Origin of the sequence: Streptosporangium sp. NPDC020072, assembly GCF_040631445.1 — a bacterium.
Classification (GTDB): domain Bacteria; phylum Actinomycetota; class Actinomycetes; order Streptosporangiales; family Streptosporangiaceae; genus Streptosporangium.
This window is the reverse complement of sequence record NZ_JBEYAB010000005.1, coordinates 351,253-370,295: the sequence shown is the minus strand read 5'-3', so window position 1 is coordinate 370,295 and position 19,043 is coordinate 351,253. Positions and strand designations below refer to the sequence as shown.

At 73.2% G+C, this 19,043-nt stretch carries 13 protein-coding genes; 7 read left to right on the top strand and 6 right to left on the bottom strand.

Features of this window, described 5'->3' with window-relative positions; all coding sequences use genetic code 11:
• The 3 genes from ABZ470_RS14120 (at position 1) to ABZ470_RS14110 (ending at position 4,838) form a co-directional block, all read left to right on the top strand.
• The gene (locus ABZ470_RS14120; RefSeq protein WP_362911698.1) at positions 1–1,575 is read left to right on the top strand and encodes an FAD-binding oxidoreductase; all 1,575 of its coding nucleotides are present in this window, start codon (positions 1–3) and stop codon (positions 1,573–1,575) included.
• A gap of 88 nt (positions 1,576–1,663) precedes the next feature.
• The gene (locus ABZ470_RS14115; protein ID WP_352011337.1) at positions 1,664–3,181 is read left to right on the top strand and encodes a metallophosphoesterase; all 1,518 of its coding nucleotides are present in this window, start codon (positions 1,664–1,666) and stop codon (positions 3,179–3,181) included.
• Between the two features lie 49 nt (positions 3,182–3,230).
• Entirely contained in the window at positions 3,231–4,838 is a 1,608-nt protein-coding gene (locus tag ABZ470_RS14110) for a bifunctional 3'-5' exonuclease/DNA polymerase (protein ID WP_362911585.1), read from the top strand.
• Here the strand turns inward: ABZ470_RS14110 and ABZ470_RS14105 are convergent.
• From ABZ470_RS14105 to ABZ470_RS14085, 5 genes are all read right to left on the bottom strand, one after another.
• Positions 4,820–6,058 (bottom strand): MFS transporter, encoded by a 1,239-nt coding sequence (locus ABZ470_RS14105; protein ID WP_362911584.1) that lies wholly within the window; start codon positions 6,056–6,058, stop codon positions 4,820–4,822. The two genes, ABZ470_RS14110 and ABZ470_RS14105, sit on opposite strands and share 19 nt — an antisense overlap.
• Before the next feature lie 115 nt (positions 6,059–6,173).
• Entirely contained in the window at positions 6,174–8,147 is a 1,974-nt protein-coding gene (locus tag ABZ470_RS14100) for a serine/threonine-protein kinase (RefSeq protein WP_362911583.1), read from the bottom strand.
• A gap of 88 nt (positions 8,148–8,235) precedes the next feature.
• On the bottom strand, positions 8,236–9,702 hold the full coding sequence (locus ABZ470_RS14095) for a DUF1116 domain-containing protein (protein ID WP_362911582.1): 1,467 nt from the start codon (positions 9,700–9,702) through the stop codon (positions 8,236–8,238).
• Positions 9,699–11,150, bottom strand: a complete 1,452-nt coding sequence (locus ABZ470_RS14090) for an FdrA family protein (protein WP_362911581.1) — start codon at positions 11,148–11,150, stop codon at positions 9,699–9,701. Before ABZ470_RS14090 ends, ABZ470_RS14095 begins: the two co-directional genes overlap by 4 nt.
• Positions 11,147–12,049, bottom strand: a complete 903-nt coding sequence (locus tag ABZ470_RS14085; RefSeq protein ID WP_362911580.1) for a DUF2877 domain-containing protein — start codon at positions 12,047–12,049, stop codon at positions 11,147–11,149. Before ABZ470_RS14085 ends, ABZ470_RS14090 begins: the two co-directional genes overlap by 4 nt.
• Positions 12,050–12,275: 226 nt before the next feature.
• Here ABZ470_RS14085 and ABZ470_RS14080 point away from each other — a divergent pair, with 226 nt between their 5' ends.
• Together ABZ470_RS14080 and ABZ470_RS14075 are read left to right on the top strand one after the other, a co-directional pair.
• On the top strand, positions 12,276–13,844 hold the full coding sequence (locus ABZ470_RS14080; RefSeq protein ID WP_362911579.1) for a PucR family transcriptional regulator ligand-binding domain-containing protein: 1,569 nt from the start codon (positions 12,276–12,278) through the stop codon (positions 13,842–13,844).
• A gap of 10 nt (positions 13,845–13,854) precedes the next feature.
• A complete protein-coding gene (locus tag ABZ470_RS14075) occupies positions 13,855–14,076 on the top strand; it encodes an RNA-binding S4 domain-containing protein (RefSeq protein WP_352011344.1) in 222 nt (73 codons plus the stop codon).
• A gap of 3 nt (positions 14,077–14,079) precedes the next feature.
• Here ABZ470_RS14075 and ABZ470_RS14070 read toward each other — a convergent pair whose 3' ends face one another.
• Positions 14,080–16,470, bottom strand: a complete 2,391-nt coding sequence (locus tag ABZ470_RS14070; protein WP_362911578.1) for a germacradienol/geosmin synthase — start codon at positions 16,468–16,470, stop codon at positions 14,080–14,082.
• 284 nt (positions 16,471–16,754) lie between these two features.
• Here ABZ470_RS14070 and ABZ470_RS14065 point away from each other — a divergent pair, with 284 nt between their 5' ends.
• Positions 16,755–18,152: a solute carrier family 23 protein gene (locus ABZ470_RS14065; RefSeq protein WP_362911577.1), complete on the top strand. Its 1,398-nt coding sequence runs from the start codon at positions 16,755–16,757 to the stop codon at positions 18,150–18,152.
• The gene (locus ABZ470_RS14060) at positions 18,149–19,042 is read left to right on the top strand and encodes an FAD binding domain-containing protein (protein WP_362911576.1); all 894 of its coding nucleotides are present in this window, start codon (positions 18,149–18,151) and stop codon (positions 19,040–19,042) included. Before ABZ470_RS14065 ends, ABZ470_RS14060 begins: the two co-directional genes overlap by 4 nt.
• Position 19,043 lies beyond the last annotated feature (1 nt).

Genomic DNA, 19,043 nt, shown 5'->3' with positions numbered 1-19,043 from the left:
ATGCTCTGGTCCGGATGGGGCGACCCCGCCGGGGCCGTCGAGCTGCCCGAGGCCGTACGGTCGCTGCTGCGCGACCTGCTGGGGGTGCGCGCGCCGAGCACCCCCGCCGTCGGGCTCGAAGAGGTGAGGCCGCCCGAGGTCGTGCTCGCGCCGTCCGTCCTCGACGAGCTGCGCGCGGTCGTCGGCGCCGGGCACGTCCGCTCCGACGACGAGAGCCGGATCCGGCACACCCGGGGTAAGTCGACCCCCGACCTGATCCGCCTGCGCGCCGGGGACGCCTCACGGGCACCGGACGCCGTGGTGCTGCCCGGCTCCCACGACGAGGTGCTCCGGGTGCTGCGGGTGTGCTCCGGCCACCGGGTCGCGGTCGTCCCGTTCGGCGGGGGCACCTCGGTCGTCGGCGGCCTGAGCGCTGACGGGCACGGCTTCGCCGGGGTCGTCGCGCTGGACGTGGGCAGGCTCGACCGGCTCGTCTCCCTCGACACCGAGTCGATGGTCGCCGAGCTGGGGCCGGGGCTGCGGGGGGCCGAGGCCGAACGGCTCCTGGGCGAGCGCGGGCTCACCCTCGGGCACTTCCCCCAGTCGTTCGAGTACGCCACACTCGGCGGCTTCGCCGCGGCGAGGTCGAGCGGTCAGGCCTCGGCGGGCTACGGCGGGTTCGGCGACATGGTGGTCGGCATGACGGTCGCGACCCCGCGCGGCACCCTCGACCTCGGCCGCGCGCCCAGGTCGGCGGCGGGTCCCGACCTGCGCCAGGTGATCCTCGGCTCGGAGGGCGCCTTCGGCGTGATCACCTCGCTCCGGCTCCGGGTACGGCGTTCGCCCGCGGAGCGCCACTACGAGGGATGGCGCTTCGCCTCCTTCTCCGAGGGCGCCGCGGCGCTGCGGCGGCTGGCCCAGGACGGGCCGCTGCCGGCCGTGCTCAGGCTCTCCGACGAGACCGAGACGATGATCGGGCTGGCCAGGCCGGAGGAGATCGGCGAACCGGTGGCCGGGGCGGGCTGCCTGGTCGTCGCGGGCTACGAGGGCGGGCCCCTGGAGGTCGCCGACACGCGGGAGCGGGCCGCCGCGGTGCTGTCCGAACTCGGCGGAACCTGTCTGGGAACCGAGCCGGGACAGGCGTGGGCGCGCGGCCGCTACGCGGCGCCGTACCTGCGGGACGCGTTGCTGGCGGAGGGGGCGACCGTGGAGACGCTGGAGACGGCGGGCTTCTGGGCCGTTCTGCCCCGGCTCTACGAGGCGGTGCGCGCGGCGCTGACCGCCTCACTCGGCGCGCCGCTGGTGATGTGCCACATCTCCCACGTGTACGCCACCGGGGCCTCGCTCTACTTCACGGTCGTCACGGCGCAGGAGGAGGACCCGGTGGCGCAGTGGGAACGGGCCAAACGCGTGGTGAGCGAGGTGATCGTGGCGGAGGGCGGGACGATCTCGCACCACCACGGGGTGGGACGCGACCATCGGGAGGCCTACGCGGTGGAGATCGGCGAGCTGGGCGGGGAGATCCTGCGCGGGATCAAGGAACGGCTCGACCCGGAGGGGGTTCTCAACCCCGGGGCGCTGATCCCCAGTTCTTGATCTACAACGTAAAGAGCCGGGCCGTCGCGATGGGCGGTTTCACCACGAAACGGATGCGTCTCCGTAAGATCAACGCCAAGATATGACCATGGTCGATGTCGGGCGGGCCGCCAGGCGCGGGCGTGAGGTCTCCTCGCGGGTCTCAGAGGAGGGCGCGGGCTGGTCCTGCGCCCAGATGGGCACCTTCAGGGCCCTGGTGCCCGACAGGAAGACCTTCAGCTGGCTCAGCCCGCGCGTGCTGTGGAAGTCGAGGAACCAGGTGCTCGCGGGCCTGTTCGGCGATCCCTCGGGACAGGCCAGGGCGCGCTGGGTCGCCGCGCAGCTCGAACGGGGGGTTGACCCCTCCCTCCGCGTCCCGATGGACGTCGGGCCCGAGTTCTCCTTCCTCCTCCTCGGGGACACCGGGGAGGGCGACCTGTCGCAGTACGCCGTCGTCCCCGGCATGCTCAAGATCGGGGCGGACACGGCCTTCGCGGTCATCGCCAGCGACGTGATCTATCCGGCGGGCGCGGGCGACGAGTACGAGGACAAGTTCTTCCGCCCCTACCAGGACTATCGGGCGCCGATCTACGCGGTCCCCGGCAACCACGACTGGTACGACGGGCTCGGCGGCTTCATGCGGGTCTTCTGCGACGCGCCCGCGCTCGAACAGGAGCGGCGCGGGTTCAGGATGTCGCGCTCGGGGCTGCGCGGCACGCTGTGGCGTGAGCCGGAGGCGATCGACGAGGTCCGCCTGACCGGCGCGCGCAAACTCAGGGCCCGCCCCGAGCAGGGTACGGCCCAGCCCGCGCAGCCGGGGCCGTACTGGGCGATGGAGACGCCGAGCCTGCTGATCGTCGGCGTCGACACCGGCATCCACGGCGGCCTGGACCGGGAGCAGGGACGCTGGCTGCGCGAGGTCTCCCGGGACCCACGGCCCAAGATCCTGATCACCGGCAAGCCGATCTACGTCCGCAACGACTACAAGCCGTCCGGGATCGAGGGCGGCGGGACGATCGACGACGTCGTCACCGACCCGGCCAACAACTACGTCGCGGCCATCGGCGGTGACGTGCACAACTACCAGCGCTTCCCGGTCAGGGTCGGCGACCGGACGATCCAGTACATCGTGGCGGGCGGTTCCGGGGCCTTCATGCACGCCACCCACACCACCCCCAGGATCACCGTCGGCGGGGTGAACGAGGACGACTACCGGTGCTACCCGCTGCGCGGAGACTCGCTGTCGTTCTACAGCAAGCTCTACAGCGAACGGCTGCGCATGCGCTGGCTCTACCTCACCCCGGAGGAGGGGGTGGCGCTGATGTCGCGGCAGATCGGCAACACCCCGCCGAGGGACATCGGGCCGGTCCCCATCACGCGCAGGATGCGCTGGGCGGCGCGGATCCTGGGCGGCTGGCCCATGCCGTTGCGGCTGCCCGTCGGCAAGACCTTCCACCGCTACCTGTCGGAGCTGTCCGACTGGGACACCCCGCCGTTCTTCAAAAGCTTCCTGCACGTGTCGGTGACCCCGGCCAGTCTGCGGATCCGCTGCTTCGCCGCGACCGGCTGCCTGCCGCAGGAGATGGAGCCGCCGCTTGAGGACGAGGTCGAGATCCCGCTCACCTGACGGGAGGCGCCTGACCGGAAGTGTCGGTCCCGCGTGACAGGCTGGCCGGATGAACGTGGCAGTCGCCGCGGGGCCCGGCACCTCGGGGGTGCTGCGCCCCGAAGGGCAGGGGTCCCGGACGGTCGCCGATCTGGCGGCGGCCGTACGGGAGCTTGAGACGGGGGCGGGGACGGCGACGCCCCGCTGGGTCTGGGCCGACACGCGGGAGGTCTACCCGGCGCTGTTGCGTGAGGGGGTGCGGCTGGGGCGCTGTCACGACCTGGCCCTCGCCGAGGGGCTGCTGCTGGGCTACGAGGGGCGCCACGGCGAGCCCCGTTCGGCGCGGGCCGCGCACGCCAGGCTGCACGGCCTGCCGGTGCCCGAGGAGCACCCCGGGCCGCAGGCCAGGCAGGCGACGTTGTTCGACGAGGAGGCGCCCCCGCCGGACGCGGACCTGGTGGCCGAGGTCCACGCCGACCAGCTCAGGCGGATCGAGGCCCTTCCCGAGCCGGGACGGTTCCGGCTGCTGGTCGCCGCGGAGTCGGCGGGGGCGCTGGTGGCCGCCGAGATGGCCCACGAGGGCATGCCGTGGCGTCGTGACGCGCACGACGAGCTGCTGACCGACCTGCTGGGGCCGCGTCCCGTGCACGGCATGCGCCCGGCCAAGCTCCAGGCTCTGGCCGACGAGCTCGCGCGGGCCTTCGGCGGCCCGTTCAACCCCGACTCCCCGCAGCAGATCGTCAAGGCGTTCAAGTCCGCCGGTCTGTCGGTGACCTCGACCAGGGCGCGGGAGATCAAGGAGGTCGACCATCCCGGGGTCGCGCCCCTGCTCGCCTACAAGGAGCTGGCCAGGATCCACAGCTTCCACGGCTGGACCTGGGCCGACCAGTGGGTGCGGGAGAACCGCTTCAGGCCCGAGTACGTCGTGGCCGGGGTGGTCTCGGGGCGCTGGGCGACCAACGGCGGAGGGGCGTTGCAGATCCCCAAGGTGATGCGCAGGGTCGTGGTCGCCGACGAGGGCTGGACGCTGGTCGTCGCCGACGCCGCCCAGCTGGAACCCCGGGTGCTGGCCGCGATGGCGGGTGACCGGGGCCTGGCGGCGGCGGCCGGGCAGATCGACCTCTACCAGGCGCTGGCCCGGGCGTTCGGCGGTGAACGCGACCACGCCAAGATCGCCCTGCTGTCGGCGATGTACGGCGGGACCAGCGGCGACGCGCCCAAGCTGCTGGCGGTGATGCGCCAGCGCTTCCCCAGGGCCTACCGGTTCGTCGAGGACGCCGCCAGGGCGGGGGAGGAGGGCAGGCTGGTCCGGTCCTGGCTGGGCCGTACCTCGCCGCCGCCCTCGGCACGCTGGCGGGAGCTGGTCTCGGGGCCGGAGGGGGCCAGGGCGGCGCGTGACTGGGGGCGCTTCACCCGCAACTTCGTGGTCCAGGCGACCGCGGCGGAGTGGGCGCTGGCGTTCATGGCCGTCCTGCGTGGCCTGCTGCCCCCTCCGGCGGCGCTGGTGTTCTTCCAGCACGACGAGGTGATGGTGCACTGTCCCGCCGAGCTGGGCCAGGAGGTGGTCGAGGCGGTCGGCAGGGCCGCGGAGGAGGCGACCGGGCTGCTGTTCGGGGACACGCCGGTGCGTTTCCCGATGCACGCCGTCGCCGTGCGCTGTTACGCCGACGCCAAGTGAACGGGCCGCAGGACCAGCCAGGCGCCGGTGACGGTCACCATGACCGCGACGGCCGTCCCGAGCACCCCGTAGGACAGGGTGCCGACGACCACCCCGGCGAGCGCCGCGCCCACCGCGCCGCAGACGTTCATCAGCAGGTCCGACACGCCCTGTACGGCGGGGCGGTCTTCGAGCCGTACGGCCTCGCTGAGCATCGCGGAGCCGGAGATCAGCCCGCAGGACCAGCCGAGGCCGAGCAGCGTGAGCCCCGCCGCCACCCGGGCGACGTCGTGGGGTCCGGCCCCGCCCGCCAGGACCGCGGCGGCCAGCAGGAACCCCATGCCGAGCACGAGCACTCTGACCCGGCCGATCCGGTCGGAGAGCCAGCCGACCACCGGGGACAGGATGTACATGCCCGCGATGTGCAGGCTGAGCACGATGCCGATGACCGAGTAGGCCGCGCCGCCGTGGCCCAGGTGGACCGGCGTCATGGACATGATCGACACCATCGCCGTGTGGCTCACCGCGATCGCGGCCAGCGCCCGGGAGGCGCCCGGCTCCCGGCGCAGGGTCCGCCAGGCGGTGCGCGGGGTGCCGCCCCGCCTGGGGCCTCCCTTTTCCGGGGCCGCCGGGTTCTCCGCGGGGGCCAGGGAGCGGGCCAGGAGCAACGGGTCGGGGCGCAGACCGGCCAGGATGACGACCAGGGCGACGGCGAAGGCGATCAGGGAGAGCGCGAAGGGGCCGGTGTCCGGCGCCAGGCCGAGGGAGCGGCCGAGGCGTTCCACGGGTTCGGCCAGGTTGGGGCCAGCGACGGAGCCGATCGTCGCGGCCCACACCACCCACGCCAGGTGCCGGGCGGTGTGCCCGGGCGGGGACAGGTCGGTCGCCGAGTAGCGGGAGGCCAGGCTGCCCGCGCCGGCGCTGCCGAACAGCACGAGCCCGCCGAGCAGCAGCGGCCACGACCGCACGGTGACGGCCGCGAGGATGATCACGCATCCCACCAGGGCGCAGCCGTAGGCGAGGGCCAGCCCGGCCCGCCGTCCGCCCTTGCCGGAGGTCCTGGCGGTCGGGAGCGCGAGCAGGGCGGCGCCGAGGACGGTCGCGGTCCCGGCGAGCCCGCTGATCGTCTTCGAGCCCGACAGCTGTGCGACGACCAGGGAGCTCAGGGTGAAGCCGACGGCGGTGCCGATCCCGCTGGCGATCTGCGCTACGGACAGTACGACGAGCGTTCGCCGCTGCACCACGGCTGCTTTCCGTGTTTCTTTATAGGAAATGGCGCTATTTGTGGGGGTTGCGGTCACAAATGAATTTTGTCATCACTTATAACGCTTTATCGGGTGGGATGGTGGGGGTCGCTCAGGCGTTCGGCTGGAACGTGGAGAAGAAGACCCGCCGTGCCTGGGTGCCCCGGTCCCAGTCGAGATCCTGGGCGGTGAACGAGATCAGGTAGGCGCTCTGCCCGTCCACCGCGACATAGCGCGTCAAACCATGCATGGGGACGGCCCCGGGAGACCTGACGTAGGTGTACTCCCAGTCGGCCGCCCGCCACGAGCCGTACGGCACCGTCTCAACCCCGACCTCGGTGTACTCGTCCAGGTCGTCCTTGGTGATCCCGTCGAGCGCCGCGACCGGGTCGGTCACCGCTGTCTGGGAGACGACGACGCTCTGCCCGCTGTTCCTCGGCCCGTGGAAGGTCACGACCCCGTCGGCCTCACGCACCGTCCAGCCCCCGGGCAGCGCCGCCGAGACACCCCCGGCGCCCAGGGTCCGGTAACCGCCGGGGATCTCGGCCCGGGACGGCGACGGCGCGGCCGAGGAGGGGGCCGGAGCGGCCGGGGAGGGAGCCGCCTGCGGGGTGGCCGAACCGGGGAGGAACAGCAGGAACAGTACGGCGGCGACCGCGGCCAGCGCCGCGACCGCGCAGACGGCGATCAGCAGGGGAGCCGGACGGCCCCCGCGCATCCAGGGGCCCTCGTTCACGGCCCTGCGCCGCGCGCTCCTGCGGCCGCCCGCGGCGGGAGGCCGTGTCCCGGCCAGGGTGTCCTCCTCGTCACGTCCGCGCGCCGAACGCCGCGCCGAGGCGGGAGGAGCCTCGGGCAGGTCGACGAAGGAGCCACGCCCGAGACCGGAGGCCGGGCTGCGTAACGCGTCGTACCCGCGGCCGTGCCCCGTCTCCTGACCGTCGGGGCGGGTGGCGGGACGGCCGTTGGGGTGGACGGCGGAGGCCCCGGAGACGAGCCCGGGCGCGTCGTAGGGCACCCGGACAGGCCCGGAGGGAGTCTCGATGATCCGCGAGGGCAGCGGTCCCGTCGGCCCCGAAGGTCCCGGCGGTCCCGGCGGCTGGGCGGGCGCGGACTGCGTGAACGAGGTCTGGGAGAACGGTGAGAACTGGGCGGGCTGCGGGGCCGCGGGCCGCACCGGGGTGAGGACCTCGGGCGCGGGCGGCACGGTGGGCAGCTGGTCGTGGGCCGCGGAACCGTGGCTGCGCAGCACCCGGCCCAGCAACTCGGAGACCTGTCCGGCGGTCATCCTGTCCGCCGGGTCCTTGCGGAGCAGGCCCTCGATGACGGCGATCAGCGCCCCGGCCCGCTGCGGCCGGTTGGGCTCCTGGGTGAGGATCGCACCGAGCACGGCCACCGCGTCCGGCCCCTCGTACGGCGGCCGCCCCTCGACCGCCGTGTACAGCGTCGCGCCGAAGGACCACAGGTCGGCGGCCTGGGTGATCGGCTTGCCGGACAGGCGCTCCGGCGGGATGTAGGCGGGCGAACCCATCAGCAGGCCCGTCTGGGTGACCGAGACGTCGCCCTCTATCGCGGCGATGCCGAAGTCGGTGAGCACCACCCGGTCCGAGGTGAGCAGCACGTTGCCCGGTTTGATGTCACGGTGCAGCACCCCGGCGCCGTGCGCGTGCCGCAGCGCGTCGAGCACCCGGACGGCGATCTCGGCGGCCTGCACGACCGGCAGCGGACCGTTGCGCCGTACGGCCTGCTCAAGGGACCAGGCGCGGACCAGCTCCATCACGATCCAGGGACGGCCGTCCTCCTCGACCACGTCGTGGACCGTGATGATCCCCGGATGGCTGAGCCGGGCGGCCGAGCGTGCCTCGCGCAGCATGCGCCGGTGCGCGGCGTGCATGCCCTCCTCGTCGAGACCGGGCGGGAGGATCAACTCCTTGACCGCCACGTCACGGTCGAGCAGCACGTCGTGCGCGTGCCACACCACACCCATACCGCCCCGGCCGACCGGTGAGATCAGGCGGTAACGCCTGCCGACCAGCCTGCCCTGCGCCTCCGCCTCGGTCGTGCCGATGGTGTCGCCCTCCGAACCCATGGGGGCCCTCCCGGCAGACGATCGGTCGTCCTGCCTCGTCCCCGCAACCAACCCTATGCGCAAGGTTGGACACGATATCGGGATCGTGTCAGGCAACGGAAGTCGGCGGCCCGCCGGTGGCAGCGACCTCGGTGACGGCGACCTCGGCGAGCGCGGCCAGCGCGGCCAGCGCGGAGGTGAAGGCCGAGACGGGCGGGGTCACCAGGCCCGCGCCGACCTGTCCCGTGCCCGCGACCCTGCCCGCGATGCCGGTGTTGACGACCGGCAGCAGGCCGGTCCTGGCGACCAGCGTCACGTCCACGCCGACCGGGGTGCCGCGGAAACCGAGCCCGGGGATCCGGTAGACCGGGTGTTCGGCGAGGGTGATCTCGTACATGGAGAGGGTCGCCTCCGTCGCGGCGGCCACCTCCCCGCCGACGAACCGGACGATCGCCGGGGCAGCCGCCATCGCGAAGCCGCCCAGGCCCGCCGTCTCGGTGATCGTGGAGTCACCGATGTCGGGGTTGGCGTCCCGCGGGCCGTACGCGCCGAGGTAGAGACCGTCGGGCACGGCGGCGGGGCCGGTGAACCAGCGCTCGCCAAGCCCGGAGACCTGCACGCCGAAGTCGGTGCCGTTGCGGGCCATCGCCACGACGAGGCTGGAGCCGGGGACGTCCCTGGCGGCGTCCGCGCTCACCTTGCACGCCGCCATGGCCGCGTTGAGGAAGAAGTGGTCGTTGCCGCCGACGAAGCGCAGCACCTCAGCCGCGTGCAGGGGAGCCGTCTCGACCAGGCCGCAGGCCAGCTCCCGCACCAGCAGCGAGGTGGCGGCGCGGTTGCGGTTGTGCAGCTCGTCGCCCATCTGCAGGGCCTGCGCCATCAGCGCCCCGAGGTCGAGCGGCCCGGACGCCCGCAGCGTCTCGCGCAGCGCGGGGCCGAGCACCTCGCCCATCCAGCGCAGCCGCCGCAGCACCCCGTCGTCGTAGGCGCCGTAGCGCAGCACCCTGCCCAGGCCCTCGTTGAGCGAGCAGCAGGCGGTGCCGCCGTTCTCCTCGTCACGCACCTCGAACATCCACATGGACGGGCTGACCACGCCCGCCATCGGCCCGACCGCGCCCCACCCGTGGCAGGGCTCAAGGCGGACACGCCCCTGTTCGAGCAGCCGCAGCGCCTCCTCGGGGTCCCCGGCCAGTCCTTCGAGCAGCACCGCCCCGGTGAGCGCGCCGCGCAGCGGTCCCGAGGCGCGTTCCCAGCGGATCGGCGGGCCCGCGTGCAGGAACGTGCCCGGCGGCAGGCCGAGGGCCTCACCCGCCCGCCGTACCCCCACGAGGTGGGGCCTGGCCGACGTCATGCGGCCGAGCGCCGTCGCGTTCGCGCGGGACCTGCGGGGGTCGGCCAGCACCCGTGCGACGTCGTCCCCGGTGCCCGGCAGCGGCGGACGCCAGTCGACGGCCATCCTCGGTACGGCCTGCGCGTCCAGAGCCTCCCCGAACACCTCGGCCCCGGCCGTGACCACCCTGGGCTCCCCGTAGAGGGCGGGCAGCAAAGCCGGAGTCGCCGGAGTCGCCGGAGTCACCGCGCACCCGCCAGAAGGGCCACCGTGTACCCGGCCGCGTGGGCGTTGGAGACGAAGACCGAGGCGCCCGCCGCCCGCAGCGCCTCCGCCTGGGCGGTCAGCCCCTGCGGGTCGTCACGCGAGCCGACCAGCGCCACCACGACCGGCACGCCCCGGGCCACGGCCGAGGCGATCCCGGAGGCGAGCCCGGCGGCCGGGTCGGGGTCGGCGGCGTGTCCGAGGACCACGTCGAGCAGCGCGACGTCCCCCGCAGGCACCCGTGCGAGGGCCTCAAGGCGCAGGGAGGGGTCGATCATCGGGTGCGCCCTGCCCCGGGTGTAGACGTCGTCGCCGAAGTCGGTGAACTCCCCGGTCCCGGCGACCGTCCTCGCCTCCGCGCACAGCGTGCCCCCCGAGTAGACGCCGCGCAGCGTCCCGGCGGGGCCCGCCCGCGGGCTCACGGGTGCAGGCCACGAGGGCCACACCGGGACCGGGACACCCAGGGCCCGCAGTACGGCCTCCGCCGCGTGGGTCAGGTCGCCGGGTCCGCCCCCGGAGCCGCCGTCGAGGTCACAGTCGAGGTCACAGCCGGACCCGAGCAGCGCCGTCACGACCGGGGTGGACAGCGCCCGCGCGGCCCGTCGTACGGCCAGGCCGGTCTCGGGGGCGGGTGGTTTGGAGACCAGCACGATCAGCTCGGTCGCGGGGTCGGCGTCGAGCGCCGCCAGGGCACGCAGTGTGGACAGCCCGGCGACCTCGGCGGACAGGTCCCTGCCGCCGACGCCGAGCACGTGGCTGACCCCGACACCGGCCAGGTCCAGCAGACAGGTCACCTGCTGGGCACCCGTCCCCGAGGCGGCGACGACGCCGACGGGACCGGGCCGCAGCACGTTCGCGAAACCGAGACCCGCGCCGCAGACCACCGCGGTGCCGCAGTCCGGCCCCATGACCAGCGGGCCCAGCTCGGCCGCGCGCCTCTTGAGCAGCACCTCCTGCTCGACGGGGACGTTGTCGCTGAAGATCATCACCGAGAGACCTGCCTCGATCGCGTCCATCGCCTCGGCGAACGCGTAGGGCCCCGGCACCGAGACCAGCGCCAGCGTGGCAGCGCCTTCACCGCTCTCACCGGCCCCGCGCAGCGCCGCCGAGCGCACGGTGCGCGCGGGCCGTTCCCCGCCGCCTCCCTGAACGGTTCGTACGGTGAGGCCCGTGAGCAGCCGGTCCAGCTCGGCGCGCGCCGTCTCCAGGTCATCGGGGCCCGCGCCGCGCAGCGCGACCAGCAGGTCGCCCTGTCCCGCCTCGGGCAGCGCGAAACCCAGCCCGGCGGCGAGGCCGAGGTTCAGTTCGGTGGCCATCGCCACCACCGCCACCTCGATCCCGGGCAGCGCCGACAGGGCCCCGCTGACCCGCATGAGGCTCACCGAGTCGTGGTAGACCCCGGGGCGCACCCGGACCAGGTCGGCGCTCAACGGCCCGCTCCCGCAAGCCCGGCCACCGCGGCGAGACCGGCGCGCACCCCCCACGCCAGGTCGGCTCCCGAGGTGTGGCCGATCTGGAACAGCCGGTGCAGCGCGGGTTCGAGCGCCTGCCGCCCGGCCAGGCCCCGCAGTACGGCCAGCACCTCCCCGCACGCCTCACCTCTGGCGGCGCAGTGCAGCAGCGCCGCGGAGATGGGCGTCGTCCGCTCACGGGCTTCGAAGGTGACCGCCGCGGCCAGCCAGTCGGCCAGCCACACGGCCCGGCCGACGCCCGAGGCGGTGCCGAGATGGCGCAGCGCGACCAGCAGCCCGGCGATCATGTCGTCACCGCTCGGGGTGAGGCCGGGGCCGAGACCCACGAGCTGCTCGGCGGCCGTGACGCCGCGCAGCAGCGAACCCTCCGCGCACCCGAGCGCGAGCCGTACGGCGGCGTCGTTGCCCTCAAGCCCGGGACGTCTCGGCGAACGCTCGCACAGTCCGGAAAGCACCGGCAGCCAGGAGGCCAGCAGCGCGGGCTCGACGGGACCGAGCGGCGGCGCCGCGTCCCACCAGCGGTGCGCCCGCAGGCCGAGGCCGCCGAGCTCGATGGAACCGTCACCGACCCACGCCTCCTCGCCCACGGCGACCCGGGGCATCGGGCCGTTGATCACCATCGCGTTGGGCAGCCGGACCGCGTCCCCCGAGAGCACCGCGACCACGTGGGGTTCCAGCTCTGTGCGGATCTCAAGGTAGATCCCGGCGGGGAAGGCCGCGAGCACCCGCGCGGGGCGGCGGGGCGACTCCAGCAGCGCGCGCAGGGCCGTGCCGGCCGCGCCCGTCGCGTGCGCCCGTACATGTCCTGGCTGGACGCCCCGGCTCCGCCGGGCCCTCGGACGCGCTCCGACGGTCATGAGCCCTCGCCTGCCTTTCACCGTGCCGTGCTGTGCCGTGCTGTGCCGTGCTTGTGCCGCGGTCGTGTCGTCACCGTGTCGCGCGGCTGTGACCGGCCAGGACGCCCCCGTTCCACTGAGCCGACGGTAGAACGCCCGGCGAGCTCGCCGTACGGAGAAAGGTGCCAACAGAAACCCCAAAGGTTGGTTCTTCCTGACAGACGGCCTTATCGGTGACAATCACGTCATGGAACCTCCTGTACGGCTGGCGAGCACCGGAACCATCACCCACGGCGTGGCCGTAGGCGAGGTACTGGGCGCCTCGACACTCGCCGGGGCCAGGCTGCTGGCCGGAGGACGCGGCCTCGGCAGGATCGTGCAGCGGCTCAACGTCATGGAGGTTCCCGACATCCTCGCCTGGGTGAAGCCGAACGAGTTGCTGCTCACCACCGGCTATCCGCTGCGCAACACCCCGCAGTCACTCGACCGGCTGGTCAGCGACCTGGACGAACGCGGCCTGGCCGCGCTGGGCATCAAACTCGGCCGCTATCTGGACCGGCTGCCCGAGGAGATGGTCGAACAGGCCGACCGGCTCGGGTTCCCGCTCATCCAGCTCCCCGAGGACGTCGGCTTCGACGACATCCTCAACCAGGTCCTCACCGACATCCTCAACCGGCAGGCCGCGGCGCTGGCCAGGGCGGAGGAGGCGCACCGGGCGCTGGTCCAGGTCGTGCTCGCGGGCGGCGGGCTGGGCGAGGTGACCGAGGAGGTGGCCGGGCTGCTCGGCGCCGCCGTCGCCGTACTGGACGGGGCGGGGCAGGTGCTGGCCGCGGCGGGGCCCGCCGAGCAGGTGGCCGGGCTGCGCGCGTCGGGAGCGCGGGACCGGGGGGAACACCTTTTCGTCCCCGTCGTCGCGGGCGGCCACCACCACGGGCGGATCGTCGCCTGCGCCCCGCCGAGGCCGGGGGAGAACGACATCGGCATCCTGGAGCGCGCGGCCACCGTGGCCGCGCTCGTGATCACCAGGCAGGAGGCGGTGAACGCCGTCGAGAGCAAGTACCGCGCCGACTTCCTGCGCGACGTGCTCACCGGCAGGGCGGGCAGCGCCGAACGGGTCGCCGCGCGGGCCAGGGCCTTCGGCTGGGACCTGCGGCGCCCGGTGACCGTCCTGGTCGCCGAACTCGATCCGGACGGCGACGAACGCGTCGCCCAGGACAGGCTGGTCACCTGCTGGACCAGCGCGATGCGCCGTCACGACGGGCACGGCGCGGTCGCGGGCTTCTCCCACGAGGTCGTCGCGGTCGTGGACGCCGCCGTGGACACCACCCGCCTGGCCAGGGACGCCGTCGCCGCGTTCGCCGAGTGCCTGCCCGCGACCTTCTCGACCGGCGCGAGCCGTACGGCCGCCGGGATCGAGGTCCTGCCGGAGGCGTACGGCCAGGCCGTGAAGGCCGCCAGGGTCGGCCGCCAGCTCCACGGCCCCGGCGCGGTCGCCCACTTCGACCAGCTGGGGGTCTACCGGCTGCTCTCCCTGGTCAGCGACACCGAGGAACTGCACGCCTTCGTCCGTGAGACCCTCGGCCCGCTCGCCTCCGACACCGACGCCGACAACGGCGACCTGCGCAGGACCCTGCAGGTGCTGCTGGAGACCAACCTCAACGTCGCGGAGACGGCCAGGCGGCTGCACTTCCACTACAACACCCTGCGCTACCGGATCGGCAAGCTGGAACGGATGCTGGGCGACTTCACCGAGGACGCCCATCTGCGGCTGAACCTGACCCTGGCCCTGCACGTCCTGCGGATGCGGGGCATCTAGACTCACGGGCGTGGACGAGACCTTTGAGCTGGAAACCGACTACATCCCGTTGTGCGACCTGCTGAAGTACTGCGCCGTGACCGACACGGGCGGCCAGGCCAAGCACTTCATCGCCGAGGGCAACGTGACGGTCGACGGGCGGGTCGAGCTCCGCAAGACCTGCAAGATCCGCGCCGGACAGGTCGTCGCCGGGGACGGCTTCGAGATCCACGTGGTCGCCCCCGGCGGCTGACCGTCACGCCGGGCCGCTCCCCGAGGGGGACGGCACGGAGACCGGGGAGAGCCTGGCCGCGGACGTGCCGAGCCCGGAGGGCCTCCTGAACGCGGCGACCCCCGCCGGGGCCGCCGGAGCCGGTGCGGGGGAGGAGGGCACGTCGCGCGCGGCGGCGGGGCGCAGGCGCAGCGCCGAGGTGCCCGGCCCCGAGGGCAGGAACCGGGAGACCACCGTCGCGGGCACCACCGCGGACACGGAGCCGTGGTGGTGGCGGCGCAGCTCGGCCTCGGTGTACCGCGCGCACCTGCGGTGCCACTCCAGGATTCCCGACATCCACTCCTTGAGGCCGTCGGCGTGCCGGGTGAGGACGCCGCGAACCTCGTCGCCGAGGCCGAACTCCTCGAACATCGCGGGCAGGTCCTCCTCGACGATGTGCTGGAACTGCCGCATCCGCGCCGTCATCAGGTCCGCCACGACGTCCCTGGCGGTCAGCCGGTCCACCTGGAGGAAGTTCTCCACGACCAGCACCATGTTGTGGACCTCACCCTCGAACTCGACCTCCTTCTGGTAGGAGAACAGGTCGTTGGTGAAGGTCGCGTAGTCCTGGGCGGCGGTGTCCAGCTCACGCATCACCCTGGTGTGGTACAGCTCGGCGGGCACCAGGTCGTAGTGCGCGAGCTTGGCCAGGCTCATCGTCAGGCCGGAGCCGAACGTGTCGCGGCGCATCTCGACGTAGTCGACGGGGTCGGGGACCCGGTTGCCCGTCTGGTTGCCCAGCTCCCACAGCCAGCTGCTGGTCATCGCCTCGATCGCCGCGCGGAAGTCACGCCTGGCGGCCTCGTTCATCGGCGCGGCCGTACGGTGCCACAGGTCGGCCAGGCCCCGTTCGAGCGGGTTGAGCGGCTCGGGGACCGCGCCCAGGTCGATCGGCATGAACAGGCCGAGCCGCTCGTCGCAGAGCTTGGCCGCGGCCAGGTCGCGGGAGGCGCCGAAGACCACGGGGTAGTAGTCGTCGCCGTAGGTGCCCCAGGACAGCCAGTCGGACGACAGGTTGAGCTGTTCGAGACTCGCGTCGGCGTGGATCATCGAGGCGCAGTGCGCCAGGTCGAAGAGCAGGAAACGCCGCTCGTCCCAGACGCCGCCGGCCTCGACTCCGGGGATCGCGTCGAACAGGCCGACCCGGCGCGCCCAGCCGACCGAGTCGCGGCGGGCGGCGTCCAGGTGGGGGCTGATGCGGACGGGATAGGGCATGTGGAAGTCGGGCAGCGGCAGGTGACCGACCGGCTCGAAGGGCCGGTGGGACTGCTGGCGCGTCCTGCGGGCCAGGCCCGGCGTCAGCGCCGCGGTCGGCAGCCGCGCGGCCGAGGTGCCCAGGCCGAGCGGCCCCCTGGAGACGCCGGGGGAGGTGACGGCCCCCTCGTTCATGTAGCGGCTCGACCTGGCGTGCCACTCGTGGCCGCCCGACTGCCAGTCCTGCAGGCCCTTGACGTACAGGCCGACCGCGACCTGCTCGTCCGGGGGCAGGGCGTGCTCGGCCAGCAGCGCCGGGATCTCGGCGAGCGCGGTGTCCTCGAACTGCAGCAGCCGTGAGGTCAGCAGTTCGTTGACCAGTTCGGCGGCCTCCTGGGTCGGGCAGTCGAGGAAGCGCTCGAAGACCAGGACCGCGTTGGAGTTCTCCCCCTCCTCGCGGACCTCGCGCTGGTAGGAGAACAGGTCGTTGCGCAGGTGCACGGCGTCGGAGAAGGTGTCGCACAGCACGTGCAGCGGCCTGGTCCCGGCCAGGACGTCGGGGATCTCGGCGCCGACGGCGTACTCGACGAGGTTGGCCGACCAGGGTGCCCCGCCGACCCTGCGCCGCATCTGGATGTACTCGATGGGGTTGGCGATCCTGCCCTGGTCGATGTTGTGCAGCTCCCACATCGACTCGATCATCAGGTTGTGCGTGCTGGTGATGAACCGCCGCCGCCACCCGGCCGACATCGAGGGGATCGTCCGCCTCCACAGGTCCTTCAGCCCGGCCTCCGCGGGGTTCTCCGGCTCGGGCGGCTCCTGGCCGTCCACGGTCATGAACAGTTCGAGCCGGTCGAGGTGCGCCTTGGCGCCGCGCAGGTCACGCGAGTGCTTGAAGTGCTCAAGGAAGTGGTCGTCGAAGAAGAACACCCAGACGTACCAGTCGGTGATCAGGTCCAGGGCGGGGCCGTCGCAGTCGGGGTGGGTGTAGGCGCACATCAGCGCGTAGTCCATCTTCGCCAGCGCCTGCTCGTCCCAGACAAGACCGCCACCGGGCTTGGGGGAGTCGAGCATGCCCATCTCGCGGGCCCAGGCGTTGCTGTGCGCGCGGGCACGTTCCAGATGCGGATTGAGCCTGGCGGGGTGCGGGATGTAGAAGCCGGGCAGCGTGAAAGCCTGCATGGGGGCGCGCCTACTCTTCTCTGGGGCCGATCAGGACGGTTCACTCAAAGTCGCGAAAGCGCCACTCACCGTACTGCATCACATGGTCGTACCGGGAGTTCTCTGACCAATCTCTCCAACCTCCCCATGATCACACAGCTGGGTTTCGCACGTGGTGCCTACGGGAAACCCTCCGTAGACCCTCGCCCGTCCGTGGCGCGGGCCGCGACGACGGCATGGGAGTTCGCCGGAGGGAAGCCTGCGGGGCGGCCGCCGACCGACGGCCCGGTGAGAGGTGGGGCGTGATGGTTGCGGGGTGGGCCAAACACGGGGACGGCAGGACCCTCGCGCCCGGTGAGGTCGTCAAACCGGACGAGCGGATGTCCTGGCCGCGCATGGTCGGTTTCGGCGCGCAGCACGTCGTGGCGATGTTCGGCGCGACGTTCGTCTTCCCGCTGGTCATGGGTCTCGACCCCAACATCGCCATCATGTTCTCCGGCGTCGCGACGATCATGTTCCTGCTCGTCGTGAACGGCAGGATCCCCAGCTACCTCGGTACCAGCGCCTCCTTCGTCGGCGGAGTGCTCGCCATCAGGTCCCTGTACGGCGGGGACACGCCCGCGGCCGACGCGGTCGTCACCGGCGCCGTCCTCGTCGTCGGGCTGGTGCTGGCCCTGGTCGGCCTCGCCGTACATCGGCTGGGCGTGCAGGTCATCAACCGGGTCTTCCCGCCGGTCGTCACCGGTGCGGTCGTCATGCTGATCGGCTTCGGGCTGGCCTACGTGGTCGCCGACGTCTACTGGCCGCAGGACCAGTGGATCGCGCTGGTCACGATGACCGCGACCTTCCTGTTCCTCGTGGTCCTGCGGGGGTTCGCCGGCCGGATCGCCATCCTGCTCGGCCTGGTCCTCGGCTTCGCGCTGTCCTGGGCGGCCGACCGGGTCCTCGGGGACGTCACCGCCTACAACGCGGTGACCCAGCGGATCGACACCCATCCCAGGGTGGACCTCTCCGCGGTCGCCGACGCCGCCTGGGTCGGGTGGCCGGACACGCACCTGCCGGACATCAGGGTCTCCGCCGTGCTGCTGGTGCTGCCCGCGGTGATCGCGCTCGTCGCGGAGAACGTCGGCCACGTCAAGGCCGTCGGTGAGATGACCCGCACCGACGTGGACCCCTACCTGGGCAGGGCCATCGCGGCGGACGGCCTGGCCACCGCCGTCGCCAGCGCCTTCGGCGGCTCCCCGACGACCACCTACGCGGAGAACATCGGCGTCATGGCCGCGACCAGGGTCTACTCGACGGCCGCGTACTACATCGCGGCCCTCATCGCGATCCTGTTCGGTCTGTGCCCCAAGTTCGGCGCGCTGGTCGCGGCGACCCCGGGCGGTGTGCTCGGCGGCATCACGGTGATCCTCTACGGCATGATCGGCCTGCTCGGCGCGAAGATCTGGGTGGAGAACCGCGTCGACTTCTCCGACCCGGTCAACATGGTGCCGATCGGGGCGGGGATCATCCTCGCCATCGGCCCGGTCAGGCACACCTTCGGCTCGGCCTTCACCCTTGAGGGCATCGCGCTGGGCACCGTCGTGGTCGTCGGCGGCTACCACCTGCTGCGGGCGCTGCGACGCGGAGAGCGGGAGGGCGGGGGAGCGGCAGGCGGCCAGGACAGCGGAGGAACGGGCGAGGGAAGGGCGGCCGGGTGAAGCCTCCCCCGTTCGACTACCACGCCCCCCGTTCCCTCGGCGAGGCGCTGGAGATCCTCGCCGCCGCCGGACGGGAGGGCAAGGTCCTCGCCGGGGGACAGAGCCTGATCCCGATGCTGAACATGCGCCTGACGCATCCCCGGCACATCGTGGACGTCAACGGGCTCACCGAACTGGCCACCGTGGAGGCCGGGCCCGGCGGCGTCCTGGTCGGCGCGCTGGCCAGGCACGCCCAGGTCGAACACTCCGAGCCGGTCGCCGCCGTACAGCCCCTGCTGCGCAGGGCGCTCAGGCTGGTCGCCCACCCGGTGATCCGCAACCGGGGCACCGTGGTCGGCAGCCTGGCGCACGCCGACCCCGCCGCCGAACTGCCCGCCGTGCTGGCCCTGCTCGGCGGTTCGGTACGGCTGGCGAGCGCGGGCGCGACGAGGGAGGTCCCCGCGGGCGCCTTCTTCACCGGTCCCCTCGAATCGGCGCTGCGGCCGGGAGAACTGGCCGTCTCGGCGCTGTTCCCCGCCCTGGCGCCGCGTTCGGGCACGGCCTTCCACGAGGTGGCCAGGCGGCACGGCGACTACGCGGTGGCCGGGGTGGCCGCGCTGGTCGTCCTGGACGAGGACCTGCGGGTCGTCACGGCCAGGGCGGCGTGCGTGAGCGCCGGGCCGGTCCCGGTGGTCGTGGACGTCTCCGGGGCCTGCGGCCACCACCCGTGGGGGTCGGCCGACTGGCGGGGCGCGGCGGCGGCCGTACGGGACGGGACGGAACCGGAGGCCGACATCCACGCGAGCGCGGACTACCGGCGGCACCTGCTGGGGGTGCTGGCCGAACGGGCGCTGACAGAGGCGGCCCGGCAGGCGGCGCAGGAAGTGGAGCGGAAGGCGGCGCGCGGGTGAG